At 52.6% G+C, this 15,884-nt stretch carries 18 protein-coding genes; 12 read left to right on the forward strand and 6 right to left on the reverse strand.

What is annotated here, in order from left to right; genetic code table 11:
- Window positions 1-6: 6 nt before the first annotated feature.
- Window positions 7-1,128 carry an HPP family protein gene (locus HZU75_RS11740; protein WP_180306226.1) on the reverse strand — a complete coding sequence of 374 codons (1,122 nt, stop codon included), beginning with the start codon at window positions 1,126-1,128 and terminating at the stop codon, window positions 7-9.
- Window positions 1,129-1,338: 210 nt separating this feature from the next.
- On the opposite strand from HZU75_RS11740, the gene ccmA reads away from it, so the two are divergent.
- The 9 genes from ccmA (at window position 1,339) to ccmI (ending at window position 8,085) form a co-directional block, all read left to right on the forward strand.
- Window positions 1,339-1,977 (forward strand): cytochrome c biogenesis heme-transporting ATPase CcmA, encoded by a 639-nt coding sequence (gene ccmA / locus HZU75_RS11745; protein ID WP_180306227.1) that lies wholly within the window; start codon window positions 1,339-1,341, stop codon window positions 1,975-1,977.
- A complete protein-coding gene (gene ccmB / locus HZU75_RS11750; protein ID WP_180306228.1) occupies window positions 1,968-2,642 on the forward strand; it encodes a heme exporter protein CcmB in 675 nt (224 codons plus the stop codon). Before ccmA ends, ccmB begins: the two co-directional genes overlap by 10 nt.
- 9 nt (window positions 2,643-2,651) lie before the next feature.
- Entirely contained in the window at window positions 2,652-3,425 is a 774-nt protein-coding gene (gene ccmC / locus HZU75_RS11755) for a heme ABC transporter permease CcmC (protein WP_228028040.1), read from the forward strand.
- A complete protein-coding gene (gene ccmD / locus HZU75_RS11760) occupies window positions 3,425-3,634 on the forward strand; it encodes a heme exporter protein CcmD (protein ID WP_180306230.1) in 210 nt (69 codons plus the stop codon). Before ccmC ends, ccmD begins: the two co-directional genes overlap by 1 nt.
- The gene (ccmE, locus tag HZU75_RS11765; RefSeq protein WP_180306231.1) at window positions 3,631-4,080 is read left to right on the forward strand and encodes a cytochrome c maturation protein CcmE; all 450 of its coding nucleotides are present in this window, start codon (window positions 3,631-3,633) and stop codon (window positions 4,078-4,080) included. The genes ccmD and ccmE overlap by 4 nt, the downstream gene beginning before the upstream one ends.
- Before the next feature lie 84 nt (window positions 4,081-4,164).
- Window positions 4,165-6,192, forward strand: coding sequence for a heme lyase CcmF/NrfE family subunit (locus HZU75_RS11770; protein ID WP_180306232.1), 2,028 nt, complete (start codon window positions 4,165-4,167; stop codon window positions 6,190-6,192).
- Window positions 6,189-6,719, forward strand: a complete 531-nt coding sequence (locus HZU75_RS11775; RefSeq protein WP_180306233.1) for a DsbE family thiol:disulfide interchange protein — start codon at window positions 6,189-6,191, stop codon at window positions 6,717-6,719. The genes HZU75_RS11770 and HZU75_RS11775 overlap by 4 nt, the downstream gene beginning before the upstream one ends.
- Window positions 6,716-7,210: a cytochrome c-type biogenesis protein gene (locus HZU75_RS11780; protein ID WP_228028041.1), complete on the forward strand. Its 495-nt coding sequence runs from the start codon at window positions 6,716-6,718 to the stop codon at window positions 7,208-7,210. The genes HZU75_RS11775 and HZU75_RS11780 overlap by 4 nt, the downstream gene beginning before the upstream one ends.
- Window positions 7,207-8,085, forward strand: a complete 879-nt coding sequence (gene ccmI, locus HZU75_RS11785) for a c-type cytochrome biogenesis protein CcmI (protein ID WP_180306234.1) — start codon at window positions 7,207-7,209, stop codon at window positions 8,083-8,085. The genes HZU75_RS11780 and ccmI overlap by 4 nt, the downstream gene beginning before the upstream one ends.
- A gap of 149 nt (window positions 8,086-8,234) precedes the next feature.
- Here ccmI and HZU75_RS11790 read toward each other — a convergent pair whose 3' ends face one another.
- The gene (locus HZU75_RS11790) at window positions 8,235-8,705 is read right to left on the reverse strand and encodes a hypothetical protein (RefSeq protein WP_180306235.1); all 471 of its coding nucleotides are present in this window, start codon (window positions 8,703-8,705) and stop codon (window positions 8,235-8,237) included.
- A 130-nt stretch (window positions 8,706-8,835) separates the two neighbouring features.
- Between HZU75_RS11790 and HZU75_RS11795 the strand changes: the two genes are divergently transcribed.
- Entirely contained in the window at window positions 8,836-10,272 is a 1,437-nt protein-coding gene (locus HZU75_RS11795; protein ID WP_180306236.1) for an IS1182 family transposase, read from the forward strand.
- A 158-nt stretch (window positions 10,273-10,430) separates the two neighbouring features.
- On the opposite strand, the gene HZU75_RS11800 is transcribed toward HZU75_RS11795, so the two are convergent.
- Window positions 10,431-10,907, reverse strand: coding sequence for a hypothetical protein (locus HZU75_RS11800; RefSeq protein ID WP_180306237.1), 477 nt, complete (start codon window positions 10,905-10,907; stop codon window positions 10,431-10,433).
- 560 nt (window positions 10,908-11,467) lie between these two features.
- Entirely contained in the window at window positions 11,468-11,935 is a 468-nt protein-coding gene (locus HZU75_RS11805) for an SAM-dependent methyltransferase (RefSeq protein ID WP_228028042.1), read from the reverse strand.
- A 323-nt stretch (window positions 11,936-12,258) separates the two neighbouring features.
- Between HZU75_RS11805 and HZU75_RS11810 the strand changes: the two genes are divergently transcribed.
- On the forward strand, window positions 12,259-12,645 hold the full coding sequence (locus tag HZU75_RS11810; protein WP_180306238.1) for a hypothetical protein: 387 nt from the start codon (window positions 12,259-12,261) through the stop codon (window positions 12,643-12,645).
- Between the two features lie 29 nt (window positions 12,646-12,674).
- Here HZU75_RS11810 and narL read toward each other — a convergent pair whose 3' ends face one another.
- Both narL and HZU75_RS11820 read right to left on the reverse strand, forming a co-directional pair.
- Window positions 12,675-13,328: a two-component system response regulator NarL gene (gene narL, locus HZU75_RS11815; protein WP_180306239.1), complete on the reverse strand. Its 654-nt coding sequence runs from the start codon at window positions 13,326-13,328 to the stop codon at window positions 12,675-12,677.
- Complete coding sequence (locus tag HZU75_RS11820) at window positions 13,329-15,224, reverse strand: histidine kinase (RefSeq protein WP_180306240.1); 1,896 nt, start codon at window positions 15,222-15,224, stop codon at window positions 13,329-13,331.
- Between the two features lie 174 nt (window positions 15,225-15,398).
- On the opposite strand from HZU75_RS11820, the gene napF reads away from it, so the two are divergent.
- On the forward strand, window positions 15,399-15,878 hold the full coding sequence (gene napF / locus HZU75_RS17785) for a ferredoxin-type protein NapF (RefSeq protein ID WP_180306241.1): 480 nt from the start codon (window positions 15,399-15,401) through the stop codon (window positions 15,876-15,878).
- The last annotated feature ends 6 nt before the right edge of the window (window positions 15,879-15,884 follow it).

Consider the following 15,884-nt stretch of genomic DNA (forward strand, 5'->3'; position numbering starts at 1 on the left):
ACGTACTTAGACCTTGGTTCGCGTTTCTGCTTGGGTATGTTGAGCGCGAATCGCCCATTGGAACAAAGCTGCGACCATATCAGATTGAGTCATGATGCCGACTAAGCCAGATTGATCGACAATCGGTAAATGGTGCAGTCCGCCATCAGAAAATAAAGGCACTAAATCAAGGATTGATTGCTCTGGTTGGGCCGTCGTTACAGCGGTGGTCATGAGCTCACTCACTAATCGTTGTGCAGTGCTAGCAGCCCGAGGCTGACCTGTAAGAGGGTCAATCATTAAATCATGCAAAGTAATGATGCCAAGCAAAGCAGATTGGGCGTCAATGACGGGTAAGGCTTTGATGCGATGGGTCGATAATTTGTGCCAAGCCACGGCGCCAGTGTCTTGTGCGGAAATGGTAATGACATCCTGCGACATAATGTCCCGACATCTTACTGTTTCAATCTGCTGCTTAAGCGCGTGTAGTTGCGCATCTCGTAACACTTGTTGCAGATCTTGCTGACTGATATCCAGCAGATGGGGTTGTTGGGCGACGGCAAAAGTTACATCGCTAGCATCTAACTGCAGGCGCTGACTGGGTTCTGGGTCACGGGTGCGATGCGATGAGGTAGAAGCCGCAAAGTTTGGGTATCGTTTACCACTTAACTGACCGTAAGCGATAGCCAGTAATAATAAGACGATCGAATTAATTGCAACTGGTACCAGAACATACTCAAAACCTAGGCTACTGATAGCTGGCCCTCCAATTACCGCGGTAAGTGCAACTGCGCCGCCGGGTGGGTGCAGGCTGCGCGTGAGTAGCATTAGCGCGATTGCAATCGAAACAGCTAACGCCGATGCCAGCGCGATATTTCCAATTAGCTTCGCGCAGCACACCCCCACAAACGCGGATAGCAAATTGCCAATTAGCATTGACCATGGTTGTGCTAGAGGGCTGGCTGGTGCAGCAAATAGCAAAACGGCAGAGGCGCCCATTGGTGCAATTAACCAATGCGGACGAATTCCCAATAAATATTGGCACGCCCATTCGGTAGCAAAAAGCCCAAGAAATGCACCCAGTACCCCGAGAGTAATATCTTTTTGATTTGATGCAGCAACCGCAGGAAGTAACGCTTTGAAATGCATGCAGAATTATTCTTAGTATGAAAAATAGAATTGCTGACTTGTCTAGCAGGCTAGTCAGTGCGTGACACATAAAATTGTGTCTGAAATGGGCGTTGATTGTATATATTTTGGTGGGTACTCATACTACCTCGAATGGGGTAGCCGTTAATACCCTAAAATATAATTACTAGATTCGATAAAATTTATCATCGGTAAAAAAGGATTTTCGTTTTGCTTGAGCTGCAACAGCTATCGATTGGTCGCGCTGGAAAAGCATTATTTATGCCGCTCACACTCGCTATTTCGCGTGGATGCTGTTTGCATATTCAGGGGCCCAATGGCGTTGGCAAAACAACCTTAATCAAAACGCTGGCTGGTTTGCGCCCCATACAACAAGGTAGCGTGACATGGCTAGCTCGATCCCCTGCGGATTGGGGGGATGATTTTCGCGCCCAATTACACTACCTTGGGCATCGCGATGCGTTGAAGGATCAACTCAGCCCGCTGGAAAACCTATTGCAGTATGCTCAGATGCATAATGTCATTTTGAGCGAGGAGCGTGCCCTAAATACTTTAGTGCGCGTAGGTTTAGAGTACTGCATCGATAGTCCGGTACGTCGGCTCTCACAAGGACAAAAACGGCGCGCGGCCTTGGCACGTTTTATGGCTTTTTCACGCCCTATCTGGCTAATGGATGAACCCTTAGTGGCGCTAGATGTGGCTGGCCAACACGAACTGGGCGATTGGATTGCAGAACATTTGCAACAAGGCGGCATTGCAGTGCTGAGCTCGCATCAAAATCTCCCCCGATCAATTGCAGATGCTCAGATTGTGACGCTAACCCCTTGTGTGGAGTCTGCATGGGTTTAGTGCGTTTTTTTTGTAGCATTGTCGCGCGTGATTTATTGCTGTCATGGCGCCAGCGCGGTGATGTGCTGGTGGGCTTAATGTTTTTTGCCCTCGTTGCTACCCTTTTTCCACTTGCCGTCGGGCCTGAGCCAGCAGGCTTACTAAGAATCGGCCCCGGTGTACTGTGGGTTGCCGCCTTATTGGCCAATTTATTGGCACTGCCGCGATTGTTTCATGGCGATTGGCAAGACGGATCGCTTGAATTATTACTACTCACCCCATTCCCTAGTGGCGTCATGGTGGCTGGAAAAATGATGGCGCATTGGCTCTCCACCAGCATTCCACTGGCGCTGGCCGCACCGCTGCTGGGGATTCAATATGGTCTGCCGAGCGAGCAATGGCTAATGCTGTTGGCGAGTTTGCTGGTCGGCACCCCGATTATTACCACGCTGGGCGGCGTGGGCGCGGCACTGACTTTGGGCCTACGCCAAGGCGAAGTGTTGTTGGCTTTATTGGTGTTGCCATTGCTGGCGCCGGTGTTGATTTTTGGTAGCGGCGCGGTCGCTGCGGTGGCGGCGGGGCAGTCAGGCATGGCCGAATTGTCGCTGCTCGCGGCATTGGCGTGCGCGGCGATTTTCTTGGCGCCATGGCTGGCAGCGCAGGCCCTGCGACTCGCGATTGAATAGATGAGAGATATGGATAAGCAAACGCCTTCTTCACGCTGGCATTTATTTCACTTTGCCGCTCCGAGCACGTTTTACCCGCTGGCGGGCAAGGCGATACCTTGGTTCACCGGCTTGGCAGCACTGCTGGCACTGATAGGCTTGTGGCTTGGCATGGCCGTCGCGCCGGGCGACGCGCAGCAAGGCGAAGGCTACCGGATTATCTTTTTGCACGTACCGACAAGCTGGATGGCGATGTTTATTTACATCGTGATGGCGTTCTGGTCGGTGATCCATATCGTATGGAAAACGCGGCTGTCGGCGCTGATGGCGCAGGCACTCGCCCCCACTGGCGCGTGGATGGCGCTGATGTCCTTGGTGACGGGCGCGCTGTGGGGCAAGCCAATGTGGGGCACATGGTGGGTGTGGGACGCGCGGCTCACGTCGATGTTGCTGCTGTTCTTTTTGTATCTGGGTTTTATCGCCTTAACGCGCAGCATTGACGACCCTGAGCGCAGCGACCAAGCCGGATCAATTTTGGCGCTGGTGGGCGTGTTTAATGTGCCGGTGATTTATTTCTCGGTGTACTGGTGGAATACGCTGCACCAAGGCGCGTCGGTCTCGACCAAGGGCAGCAGCATGGCGGCGATGATGCTGCTCGCGATGTTGCTGATGAGTTTGGCGGCGTGGATGTATTCGATTGCCACCTGCTTGCGCCGCGTTCGCCTGCTGATTTTGCAGCGCGAATCAACAAATCGCTGGGTGCAAGAATTACCCGAAATTGCCAACACAATAAAGGCTGAATAATGGATTGGGGACTGTATTGGAATAGTTGGGCCGAGTTTTTTGCGATGGGTGGCTACGGGGTATATGTCTGGTGGTCATTTATTGTGTGTGCCATCGGCTTATGCCTTGAAGGGGTATTGCTGCACCAAGCGCGCGCAAAAACCATCGCCCAAATTCGCCGCGCGCACATGCTGAGCAAAATGCGCGCCGAGCAAGGAGCCGCCCAATGACGCCGCGCCGTAAACGGATGCTGTGGGTCGGCGGTGCGCTGCTGACTTTGGCTTTGGTAACTTTCTTTGTTGTGAACGCGTTTCGTGAAAATCTGGTGTTTTTCTACAGCCCAACGCAGATTATTGCTGGTGAAGCGCCACAAGGGCGCGCGTTTCGCATCGGTGGCATGGTCGCTGCCAATTCCTTGCTGCGCGAAAGTGACGGGGTCACGATGCAATTTGCTGTAACCGACACCGACAAAACCATTACGGTGAAATACAAAGGCCTGCTGCCCGATTTATTCAAAGAAGGCAAAGGCGTCGTTGCGCAAGGTAGTTGGGATGGCGCGGTGTTTACTGCGACCGAAGTCTTGGCCAAGCACGACGAAAACTATATGCCGCCTGAGGCGCAAGAAGCGGTCAACAAGGCGCACCAGCGTGCCGCCGAGAAGAAGGCTGCGCAGTAGTCGCAGGCGAATATATTCAGCAAGCACGGGAGCAAACCCCTCGCTTGCGATCAAGGAAGTAAAGATGAATAGCAAGGGTCAGTCATGATTGGTGAACTGGGTTTATTTAGTTTAATTTTATCGACGCTAGTGGCCTTGATCATGGGCGCGAGCGGCATTATCGGCGGGCTGATCGGGCAAAATGGGCGCAATCAGGCGCTGATGCGCATCACCCGTCCCGCTGCGGTGTTGCAACTGGCCTTGCTGACGACTTCGTTTGCGCTGCTCTCCGTCGCGTTTTTACAAAACGACTTCTCGCTGCTGTATGTCGCCAAGCAATCGAATCGCCTGCTGCCCGATATTTATAAATTCGCCGCCGTGTGGGGCGGGCACGAAGGCTCGCTACTGCTGTGGTTGTGGATGCTGGCTGGCTGGAGCGCTGCGGTTGCATTAATTGGGCGTAGTTTGCCATTAACAATCCGCGCCTTGGTGCTTGGCGTACTGGGTTTGGTTTCGCTCGGGTTGCATCTATTTGTGATTTTGACCTCCAGCCCGTTCGAGCGCCTGTTGCCCGCGGCCTTAGAGGGCAAGGATCTGAATCCTTTGCTGCAAGATCCGGGCCTCGTGTTTCACCCGCCGCTGCTGTATATGGGTTACGTCGGCTTTTCGGTCGCGTTTGCTTTTGCCGTTGCCGCCTTGCTCACTGGGCGACTCGATGCTGCGTGGGCGCGCTGGTCTCGCCCGTGGACTGCCGCCGCGTGGGTTTCGCTAACACTGGGAATTATGCTCGGTAGCGCGTGGGCGTATTACGAGCTGGGTTGGGGCGGCTGGTGGTTTTGGGATCCGGTCGAAAACGCGTCATTTATGCCGTGGCTGGCGGGAACTGCGCTGATTCACTCGCTGGCGGTGGCCGAAAAACGCAATGCGTTTAAGCACTGGACGGTGTTGTTGGCAATTGCGACGTTCTCACTCTCATTACTAGGTACCTTCTTGGTTCGCTCAGGCGTGTTGACGTCGGTCCATGCCTTTGCCACCGATCCAACACGCGGGATGTTTATTCTGATTTTGCTCAGCATCGTGATCGGCACCTCGCTGGCGCTGTACGCGTGGCGCGCCCGACTGATGGATGGTGGCTTCGCGATGGAAGGCGGTGGTGCGTTCACATGGTGTTCGCGCGAAATGCTGCTGCTATTGAATAATGTGCTGTTTACCGTCGCCTGCGCGACGGTGATGCTCGGCACTTTATATCCGCTGCTGATCGACGCACTCGGCATGGGCAAACTATCGGTTGGCCCGCCGTACTTTAACTCGGTATTTGTACCGCTGATGTTGCCGATGCTGATCTTGATCGGGATGGCCGGCACGATGCGCTGGAAACAACACGCGCCACATGACATCTTCGCCAGCCTGCGCTGGCCTGCCGTGGCCTCGATTGGTTTTGGGATTGCTTCGCCGTTCTTGTGGAGTAATCAATGGCGTTGGGGCGTTGCGCTCGCGCTGGGTATTGCGTTCTGGGTAGCTTTAACAGCGCTGCTCGATTGGTTGGGGCGGATTCGTTTGAATCTGCGCAAAGGCCAATCGCTGTGGGCAGCATTTTGGGCCTTGCCTGCGGCGTTTAGCGGCATGCATCTGGCGCATTTGGGCGTCGCGGTCTTTGTCGCTGGCGTCACGGTCGTGTCGAGCTATGAGCATGAGTTTGACGTGAAAATGGTGCATGGCCAAAGCCTCGCTGTGGCCGATTACCAGATTCGTTTTGACGGCATCACCCCCGAGCGCCAAGCCAATTACGCCGCGCTCAAAGGCACGCTAACGCTGCTGAAAAATGGCGCAGAAGTTAAAGTGCTGCGCCCAGAAAAACGCCAGTATTTCTCTAGCGCGATGCCAATGACCGAAGCAGCGATTCACCATACGACCACGTACGATGTTTACGTCTCGCTCGGCGAGCCGCTCGACGCCAATCCGTTTACCGGCGCATGGGTGATCCGCGCGCATTACAAACCGCTGGTGGGCTGGATTTGGTACGGATGCATCTTAATGGCGCTGGGTGGCGTGTTGGCGCTGTCGGATCGTCGCTATCGTCTGTCACGCTGGGGCAAAAAGACTACCGCCAGCACCGCGGAGGGCGCGCAATGAAACGCTTTGTACCGCTGATTATTTTCGTCGCGCTCGCCGCCTTGCTCTCGTATGGTTTGCGCTTAAACCCGCGCGATATTCCATCGCCGCTGATTGGTAAGCCTGCGCCGGTATTTACGCTTGATCGCCTCGATAACTCTGGGCAGTTTTCGACTGCCTCGCTCAACGGTCAGCCTTGGGTGCTAAACGTTTGGGCTTCGTGGTGCACCGCCTGCGTGGTTGAGCATCCGGTACTGAATGCGTGGAAAGACAAACTCGGCGCGCCGCTGGTCGGCTTGGCGTACAAAGACGCCGATGACGATGCCAAAAAATGGCTCGCGGGTCGCGGCAACCCGTATTCGCAAGTGCTGGCCGATCGCGACGGCCGCGTTGGGATCGACTTTGGCGTGTACGGTGTGCCAGAAACCTTTGTTATTGACGGCAAAGGCATTATTCGCCTCAAACACACCGGCCCAGTGACGGATGAAGTGTTCAAAGACAAAATCATACCCGCCTTGCAATCGGCGCGGGTAGCGGGGGCGCAATGATGAGCGTATTCAAACTACTGGCCGTGATGGGGTTGCTGCTGATGAGTTTGCACGCCAATACGGCTGCTTCAGCCTCCGCCGAATCTGCTCTGAGTAATACATTGAGTGACGAAGCAGTCGAAGAGCGGCTGATGTTGCTGTCGAGCGAATTGCGCTGTCTGGTGTGCCAAAACGAAAGCCTCGCCAGCTCGCGCGCGCCGCTGGCCGAAGACTTGCGCCGCGAAGTGCGCGAGCAAATTCGCAGCGGCAAAAGTAATCCGCAAATCGTCAGCTACCTGACCGATCGCTACGGCGATTTCGTCACCTACCGTCCGCCATGGTCGGGCAAAACCTTGTTGCTGTGGCTAGGCCCGCTAGCCTTATTGATACTGGCGGTGGGTATGTTTATGCGGGGCATATTGAGAAAAACACCCAAAGCAATACCTATTGCAGAGCCTGATGCCGCCGAGCTAGCCCAATTGCGCCGAGAATTTAGCGAGAATGAATCATGAATACCTTTGCCCTATGGTGCGCGGCGCTGATTGTGCTGTGTTTGCTGGTGTTGCTGTACCCGATGTTTCGCCGCCGCAACGAGCAAGACGATTTGCGCCGCGCGCGCTACCAATTGCACGACAGCATCGTCGCCGAATTGCAAGCCGACGTCGCGACCGGTCGGCTCAGTGAAGCGGCCTACGCCGCCAGTTTGGCCGAAGCCGAAGCGCGTTTAATCGCCGAAGTAGGGCGCGCCAACGCGCAAGCGCCCGATGCCGCGCAGCCCACGCGCAGCCAGAAAGTCACCGTCGCACTGATCGCGATCGGCCTGCCTTTGCTGGCCGGATTAATGTATCTGCAACTCGGTAATCCCGCCGCACTCAACCCCATGAGTCGCCAAGCCGCGCAACCCGCGGCGATGGATGCAGCCAAAATCGAAGGCATGGTCAAAAGCTTGGAAGCCAAAATGGCGCTCGAGCCCGATAACGCCGAGGGCTGGCTGATGCTGGCGCGCAGCTACCGCACGCTGACACGCTACGACGAAGCGGTCAAAGCCTACGAAAAAGCGTGGCCCTTAGTCCAAAAAGACCCCGGAGAAATGGCGCGCTTTGCCGGCTCGCTCGCGGCACGCGACAACAGCTTCGCTGGTCGACCAACACAGCTACTCGCCAAAGCCTTGGAACTCAACGCCAGCGAACCCGACGCGCTGATGCTTGCCGGCAGCGCCGCACTCCAACGCGGCGACTTTGACGCGACAATCACATGGTGGAACAAACTCCTCGCGCTCCTTGAGCCGGGCTCGGAAGACGAAAAATGGCTGGCTGAGGAAATTCGGATGGTGAAAGAAGACGCGCAGAAGGCCGCGTCGAAACCAGCAAGTGTGCATCAGCCGTGATGCTGCTCGTTAAATCGTTAAGGTATTTGGCCACAGGCCATATTTTGCCTAGGTTATGCTCCAATACCAAAGAAAAAGCCGAATCTAAGATTCGGCTTTTTCTTTGGTAGCTTTGTTGTAGTTTGGGGCTGTATTCAACCCAAAGCAGCCTATGGATGGTGATGCACTTTATTGGCAAGTAACTTTTGCACTTGCTTTACAACCTTATCACCATCTGGCAAAGGTGTTGAATTTCCACAAGAATCGACTAAATAATGCTCGTCTTCCGACAACAAAAACAGTATGTGTTTTTCCCCTTTTTTCATAGGGTATCGACTTGAGTCATTTTCCACTTGTACTCGAAATATTCTTGGTGTGTTTCCCTTTAAAGGCTTGATTGCTTTAACTGTATAAATCATAGCAGTTACGCCTTCTGGGTCACTTCCATCTACTTGCAGAGGATTGTTGCCAATTACCTCCCCAATGATTATTGAATCATGTTCGGAAACCTCTTTAGATAGTGATTTTTTATAACCTGAGATATTTGTATCTGGGTCAAGACAAAGCGAATAAGCATTACTATTGATATTCAACATAGCCACCACCATCAAAAGCACGCGAAATAATTTACTTGATTTCACAGTTGAATACTCAATAATTTATAAGGAGCTTTATTGTCATCTTGAGCCGCTGCATGCGACCCAGGCTGTGTAAAAACGCTTCAACACTCGACCGGTATAATTCTTGGAACTCCCCGCCAAGGATGATTCTATGCCCAGATTCATTGCAGGTGAAAGCAGAACCCAAACATTGCTGTTGCCTGAATGCTTGGAAGATTATGTCAGCGCGGACAACCCCGTCCGAGTTGTTGACCAGTTCGTAGAATACCTAGATTTAAAGGCACTCGGTTTCGATGGGGTAGAGCCAGAAGCCACTGGCCGCCCAGCCTACCATCCCAGCACGATGCTCAAGCTGTATATCTACGGTTACCTCAACCGAATCCAATCCAGCCGTCGCCTGGAACGTGAAGCCCACCGGAATCTGGAGCTGATTTGGCTCACTGCTCGCTTAATGCCTGACTTTAAAACCATCGCCAATTTCCGCAAAGATAATGGGCCTGCGATTTGTAAGGTCTGCGGGCAGTTTGTTCAGCTATGTCGACAACTCAGTTTATTTAGTAACGCCATTGTGGCAATTGATGGCAGCAAGTTCAAAGCCGTTAATCATCGCGACCGCAACTACACCAACAACAAACTCGCTAAGCAACGCGAGCAAATCGAAGCCAATATTGCTAGTTACCTGCGGGAGATGGAAATTGCAGACCGGCAACAGCCCGATATTGCAGAAGCCAAGGTCGCGCGCTTGAAGGACAAGCTGGCACGACTGAAGTCGCAGATGGCCCGCTTGGATGAGGTCGAGGCTCAACTCGCCAAGACGCCAGACAAACAGATTTCACTCACCGACCCAGATGCCCGTTCTATGGCGACCAGCGGCCGTGGCAGTGGTGTTGTGGGTTATAACGTGCAAACCGTTGTCGATGCCAAGCACCATTTAATTATTGCGCATCAGGTCACTAATCAAGGGCATGACCGTACGCAGCTGGCCAATATGGCCCAACAAGCCAAAGCAGTCCTCGCACAAGAAACACTAGAGGTGGTCGCAGACCGAGGTTATTACAACGGTGATGAAATACTGGCGTGCGAACAAGCGGGCATTACGGTGTTGGTGCCGAAGCCGCAAACCTCAGGCGCTAAAGCAGATGGGCGCTTTGGCAAAGATGAATTCCACTATGACCCAGTTCGCGATGAATATGTCTGCCCAGGCAATAGCCGACTCATTCATCGTTTTGTGAGCTTGGAAGCTGGGCGCTATATGAGCCGGTATTGGAGTTCTGACTGCCCACGTTGCCCGCTCAAAACCAAATGTACACCGAGTGATTACCGGCGCGTCAGTCGCTGGGAGCATGAGGCCATACTGGAAAAAGCGCAGCAGCGGCTGGAATTGCAACCAGATGCAATGCGTGTTCGACGGCAGACCGTCGAGCATCCCTTTGGGACGCTAAAAGCCTGGATGGGGGCAACGCATTTCCTAATGAAGACCTTGAAGCACGTCAGTACAGAGATGAGCTTGCACATACTCGCGTATAACATGAAGCGAGTAATGAAAATAATGGGAAATCAAGCAATGTTGGCGGCAATGAAGGGCTAAAAGGCCTATTATTTGCTGTTTTTAGCGGTGTTATTCATGAAGTTTTACGTTTACTTCGAGCAACGCGAGCGTGATTCAAATTGGTTAGGCAAAATAAGCCTCGTCGGAGTTGGCGTTTTTACACAGCCTGGACCCAATGCAGACCTTCTATTTCATCATTATAAAATGAAGTCAGGGTATGACTTTTGGAAGAACAGCGTTGCCTCACGAAAGCCTGTTTGAAATTCATAGATGCAAATACTGCCGTCTTCAAAAGTAATGAGTAACTTGGGCAGTTTGCTTGAAATCGATGGATTCGAATCAATAGATTTTAATGAACTTAAATGATATTTTTTTCGTAACACGAGGCCAAAGAATAAATACTCATCAATAGTACTATCGCCGAACTTTATAACTCTCGAAAGTAATACGACGGAAATTGTTGTTAAACCTAGCACAGCACCACCAAGAATATTCTTCGCAATTCCATAAGGTGAATTGAACTCTATAGTCGTGAAATAAGAGTACGAATAAATCGCTAAGGCCAGTACTCCAACCATAAAGAAAACTGGGGATTTAACGACAATTATATTTTTCATTCCGGATTGCTCTGGTTGCATGAACTTACGCTTCTGGCCGATTGCAGTCAATTCCATTTCAAAGATTGTAATGATTTTCAGTGCCTACGGCACATTGTTTTTTGTTGCGCGTTCCGCCGCGCAGACAGGCAGGGGGCTTTGCTTCGCCAAAGCCCCCTGCACCCCAAAGGCGCCCCGGGCGAAAAGCGCTCCGCGCCAAGCCTCACCTCGTCGCGAGCCTAGGTCTCGCTCCTCACCTCGGTTTTCGCTACACGGGATATCAAGCCCCCGATTAACCATCGTGGCGTATACACGCCTATGTGTTGCACTGAAGGTTATTCTAATTCTTGCTTTGGTAGATATACCCCTGTCGCAGTTTAGAGCGCAAAGCCCGTTTGAGCCGCGCCTTCGGACGGCGATTGGCGAGGCAAGCCGCCAAGCTCCGTCACGTCATCCGGCGCTCGAACGCCGGTTTAGTGCCTGCGCAGCATGCCATCTACGATACATACATGCCCATGTGTTGCTCTAAAGATTAATCTTTAATGGCCTTTGGTGGATATACCCTGATTACTCATTAGGGTGTAAAGCACCCATAGCGCTCGAATGTCGGTTTATCGTGCTCGCAGCAGGCCATCAGACTATTTTTGTAACCAATATTCCCGCATTAGCTCATGTGACCACTGCGGTTGAAGCACTTCTTGGCGCGGTAAAAACTCGGCCATGACGGGTTTAATATCGATCACGGGTGTGCCATCAATCGCATCGAGCTCGGTAACGTATAGCTTGGAGCCCTCAACTCGGCTGATGCGGCAAATGGTGCTGCCGATGCGGTTGGGGCGATTTTTACCGCGTTGCGCAAAAATGCCGACTTTGGGCCAGTCGGGGTTGTTGCGGGGGTGGCGGGCGGTGGTGGTGATTTTGTTGGCGGCGACTTCATGGAAGATAAACAGCACTTCGACGTGCGAAAACGTCTCAAGCCCTTGCAAGGCCTCGGGTGTGAATCCTGCGCTGAGGGTAATGCACGCTTGCTCGCCACCCCAAAAATCATCTTCGGTGTGTGCTCGAATGGCGCTGACATAGCCGATGGCTGCGATTTGGGTGTGCACTGACAATCCTCCATAGAGTTGCTCAATCAATTAAGCGTTCATCGCCGCGTTGCCGCATTCACATAATCTATTCGGTGCTTGAGCTCCCGATTGCGTGGCCAAGCCTTTTTTGAAGCGGGCTTAAGCGCTGTGGAAACGATATGTTTTCTTTTGGCGCTATTCAATCAGCCCATGGTGCTTAGGTGATGCATCTCACTGATTTTCCACGCTTTGGGCGCTGGTTACAAAAAATAACTCGGCTAATTTGGATGCGTTTCATACTGCGATAGGAATCAACGCACTGCGCTTGGATGGTGGGCGTTAGGCGCGTATGGAGGAATAGGATGCGTTTTTTGCACAATAAATGGCTTTGGGCGGGGGTGCTGGTGTTGACTATCCCCATGCATTTTCCGCAATGGTTTGCTGGTTTGCCCACGCCGATGCGTAAAACGCAGTTGGAATGGGTGATTAATCTGAATGTAGGCTACGCGCATTTATCGCGCGGAATGAATATGTATACGATCGACAGCCTGTATTCGGCAGTCACCCCGCGTGACTTGCCAATTTTGGCTCAATTGCTAAACGATCCAGATCTCGTCAAACGCATGACCACCGCCGAGGTTTTGGCCCGCCTCGGCCCAGCAGGGCAAGCCATTTTGCGCAACAGCTCAAGTGAAGAAGCACAGAACGTGTTACACGAGTTGGCTGAGGCTCAAAAAGCCAATAAATAGCGGTAAACGGCCAAATAGACGGGGTTCGTTTAGTCTTTTATGCCATTTTCCACTGCCCACACCGCGGCTTCGAGCCGTGAGCGGAAGTTCAGTTTGCGCAGCAGGCTTTTAACGTGGACTTTCACGGTGCCTTCCGCAATGCCGAGTTCGCGGCCAACCAGCTTGTTTGATAGCCCTTGCGCCAGACATTGCAGGATTTCTTGCTCGCGCTCGGTCAAGTGGGCGATTTGCTGGTTGCGATCGGTAGTGTCGTCTTCGCGCAGCGCAACGGCGAGCGCGCGGCCCAAGCGTTCGGGGATCGCCATTTGCCCGTCGAGCGCCTCCGATAGGCGCGCGATGATGTCTTCGGGTTCCATGTCTTTGAGTAAATAGCCATCGGCGCCGGCGCGCACGGCATTAACCAGATCGCGGCTTTCGTCCGATACCGTGAGCATCACCACCTTGCTATCCAGATCGAGCTGTTTGATTTCTTTTAGCGTCGCAATCCCGTCCATGTCTTTCATGTTCAGATCCAGAATCACCAGATCGGGTTGCAGTTCGGCGACGACTTTCACGCCGTCCATGCCGCCAGCGGCTTCGCCGACGACGGTAAATTGCGGGTTGAGGCCAAGTAGTTGCACGACGCCTTTGCGAAACAGCGGGTGATCGTCGATGACGACAATGCGATATTGGTCGTTCGTCATTTAGTTTTCCTGATGGGTTTGTTGCGCCGTCGTGTCGCTAGCGCTGGAAGCTTGGTTAGAAAAAGGCGTGCTGGGAATAAAACGCAGCAACACTTGTGTGCCTTGCGGCTGATTGGCTTGCAGGCTCACGCTGCCCCCCAGACTGCGTGCGCGGTCGCGCATGATGGATAAGCCATAGTGTTGCGCGCGTTCTGGGTTGGGGCCGAGACCTTGTCCATCGTCGCAGATGCTGACGACGATTTCGTTGCCAATCCATGCTAAATGCACATTGGCGCTGCTTGCTTTGGCGTGGTGGTGCACATTGGCGAGCGCTTCGCGCACGATTTGCAAGACGTGAATTTCTTCTTCGGCGGCCAGTTCAACCCCGAGCAGGTGGTTGGCCAGTTGTATTGCGATGCCGGTGCGTTCGGAAAACTCTTTCACTGTGGCTTCGAGCGCGCTACTTAAGCCACCTTGATTGATTTGTAGGCGGAAAGTGGTGAGTAATTCGCGTAATTGGCGATACGCGGCGTTCAGCCCTTCGCGTAGCTCTTGCAGCGTGGCTTGCGCATCGTCAGGCTTTTCGTTGATCTGGCTTTGCAGGCGCAAAACTTGGATTTTTAAATACGATAGCGCTTGCGCGAGCGAATCGTGCAATTCGCGCGCAATCACCGAGCGTTCTTCAAATAAGGCCAAGCGGTGCAAGGATTGTTTACGCCGCGAACCCGCGAGCGCAGCGCCGAGGTTGCGGCTCACGTCTTCTAATACTTGGATTTGCCATGGTGCCAGCGTAACGCCATCGGGTAGCGTCAGCGGCATAATGCCGTAGGTAATGCCGCTATCGAGTAGCGGGAAAACCAGCTCTTTATGCGTCGGTTTGGGTTGATCGGCACTGTGTTCTACACAGCTGGCGCAATCTTGCTCCAGACAACCCAAACGGATGCCTTCTTGCTGGTTGTTCGCCAGTTTAAAGGCAGATTTAACCGGAATCGTGCGTGGGTTGGTTTCGGTGAGGCACACCGCAGCATTTTGTAGTGGAATAAATTCGCCCAGTACCTTCAAAACGGCATCAAAAATCGCCTGATCAGGCTCGTGATCAGCCAGTAAAGCTTTGATGCGATAACGCAATTGCAGGGCGGTTTGGTTTTGCTCGAGCGCGGCGGTTTTTTCGGCGACTCGGGATTCTAGTTCGCTATAGCTGGTTTCGAGTTCGTCGAGCATTTGGTTTAGCGCCGTTTTGAGAATTTCAATCTCGCCACTGGCAGGGGTTTCAACGCGCACATGGTATTCACCAGCTTGAACCTGGTTGGCGACTTGTGCCATTTTAAATATGGGGTATGTTAGTTTACGGTATGCCCATAATAGGGTTGTGGTAAATACCCCTAGTACGATCAATAAAGAAATCCACTGAAAACGAATCAGACTTTGCAGCTTGTTTTCGTGCGCACGTTCCAGCTCGCTTACAAATTGATCAATCTGGCTCACATATTGATGAGTGCTTGGCAATAGTATGCTGGCGTACAGAGAATCATCACGTTCAAGACTAGGGCGAATCTCGTTTTTCCAGCGTGATTCTATTTGATTGAAATGAATTCGAATCGGGTTATTAAGTTCACGCGGAATCATATTTTGCAGACTAGGATGATACATCCGTCGTTCAAACTCGAGCACAACGTCATCTAATTTGGGGTGTGTGCCTGGAAGCGGGTCGGCAGGAGCTAGCGCCGTGGCTGTGATCAGATAGGCTTGTTTACGCAAAGAGCCCGCAATATTAATCGCCTCCGCCCCGCCAGAGGAGGTATTGGCAATCCAGCTACTAATCAGCAAGCTAAGAATACTGGGTGTAACAAGTAATAATAATGCGAGTGACAGGCGCACCACGATTGAACTTGGCGCAAAAAACGGGCGAATCAACAATATTGCCCCCAGCGAGAGTGAACAAAAAACGCTTTATAGCAAAGCCGTATTTTCCAGTGACCTGCCCACTCACTATATACCTCTGAGTGAGTAGCAGCGGTAATTCATACCCCTTAGGTGTAATTGTGAGAATGGGTATGAACGCCTATCTTGTGAAGGATACAAGGAGACGTTATGGGTATCGATTTGTCTAGACGAAGTATCTTGTTTGGACGTAAACCCAAGCTAGACGAGGTTGCTCATTTTTATCCGCCTTGGGCCGTAACAGGGTTTACGGACCAATGTACCCGTTGTGGTGACTGTTTGAAGGTGTGCCCGACGCAAATCTTGCACAAGGGAGATGGTGGGTTTCCCGAGGTCGATTTTCAAGCAGGTGAATGCACATTTTGCGGCTTTTGCCGCAGCGCCTGTACTGCAGGCGCATTAAACGCACCTCAAACATGGACACAAGCAATCAGTATTAGTTCGGCATGCATTGCCCAGCAAGGCGTTGACTGTCGGGTTTGCGGAGAATCGTGTGAGCCGGCTGCGATTAATTTTAGATTGCAAATAGGACAGGTCGCGCAGCCGCATCTTGATCCTGAGTCTTGCACCGGTTGCGGTGCTTGCATCGCGCCTTGCCCAGTTCAGGCAATCAGCATACAGCATCGATAGGGTTAT

Origin of the sequence: Chitinibacter fontanus (genome assembly GCF_013423785.1) — a bacterium.
GTDB lineage: Bacteria > Pseudomonadota > Gammaproteobacteria > Burkholderiales > Chitinibacteraceae > Chitinibacter > Chitinibacter fontanus.

Coding starts and splice junctions, on each gene's coding strand:
- HZU75_RS11740 (WP_180306226.1), bottom strand. CDS start 1,128: ATGCATTTCAAAGCGTTACTTCCTGCGGTTGCTGCATCAAATCAAAAA.
- ccmB (WP_180306228.1), top strand. CDS start 1,968: ATGGGTTTAGTGCGTTTTTTTTGTAGCATTGTCGCGCGTGATTTATTG.
- ccmC (WP_228028040.1), top strand. CDS start 2,652: ATGGATAAGCAAACGCCTTCTTCACGCTGGCATTTATTTCACTTTGCC.
- ccmD (WP_180306230.1), top strand. CDS start 3,425: ATGGATTGGGGACTGTATTGGAATAGTTGGGCCGAGTTTTTTGCGATG.
- ccmE (WP_180306231.1), top strand. CDS start 3,631: ATGACGCCGCGCCGTAAACGGATGCTGTGGGTCGGCGGTGCGCTGCTG.
- HZU75_RS11770 (WP_180306232.1), top strand. CDS start 4,165: ATGATTGGTGAACTGGGTTTATTTAGTTTAATTTTATCGACGCTAGTG.
- HZU75_RS11775 (WP_180306233.1), top strand. CDS start 6,189: ATGAAACGCTTTGTACCGCTGATTATTTTCGTCGCGCTCGCCGCCTTG.
- HZU75_RS11780 (WP_228028041.1), top strand. CDS start 6,716: ATGATGAGCGTATTCAAACTACTGGCCGTGATGGGGTTGCTGCTGATG.
- ccmI (WP_180306234.1), top strand. CDS start 7,207: ATGAATACCTTTGCCCTATGGTGCGCGGCGCTGATTGTGCTGTGTTTG.
- HZU75_RS11795 (WP_180306236.1), top strand. CDS start 8,836: ATGCCCAGATTCATTGCAGGTGAAAGCAGAACCCAAACATTGCTGTTG.
- HZU75_RS11800 (WP_180306237.1), bottom strand. CDS start 10,907: ATGGAATTGACTGCAATCGGCCAGAAGCGTAAGTTCATGCAACCAGAG.
- HZU75_RS11810 (WP_180306238.1), top strand. CDS start 12,259: ATGCGTTTTTTGCACAATAAATGGCTTTGGGCGGGGGTGCTGGTGTTG.
- narL (WP_180306239.1), bottom strand. CDS start 13,328: ATGACGAACGACCAATATCGCATTGTCGTCATCGACGATCACCCGCTG.
- napF (WP_180306241.1), top strand. CDS start 15,399: ATGGGTATCGATTTGTCTAGACGAAGTATCTTGTTTGGACGTAAACCC.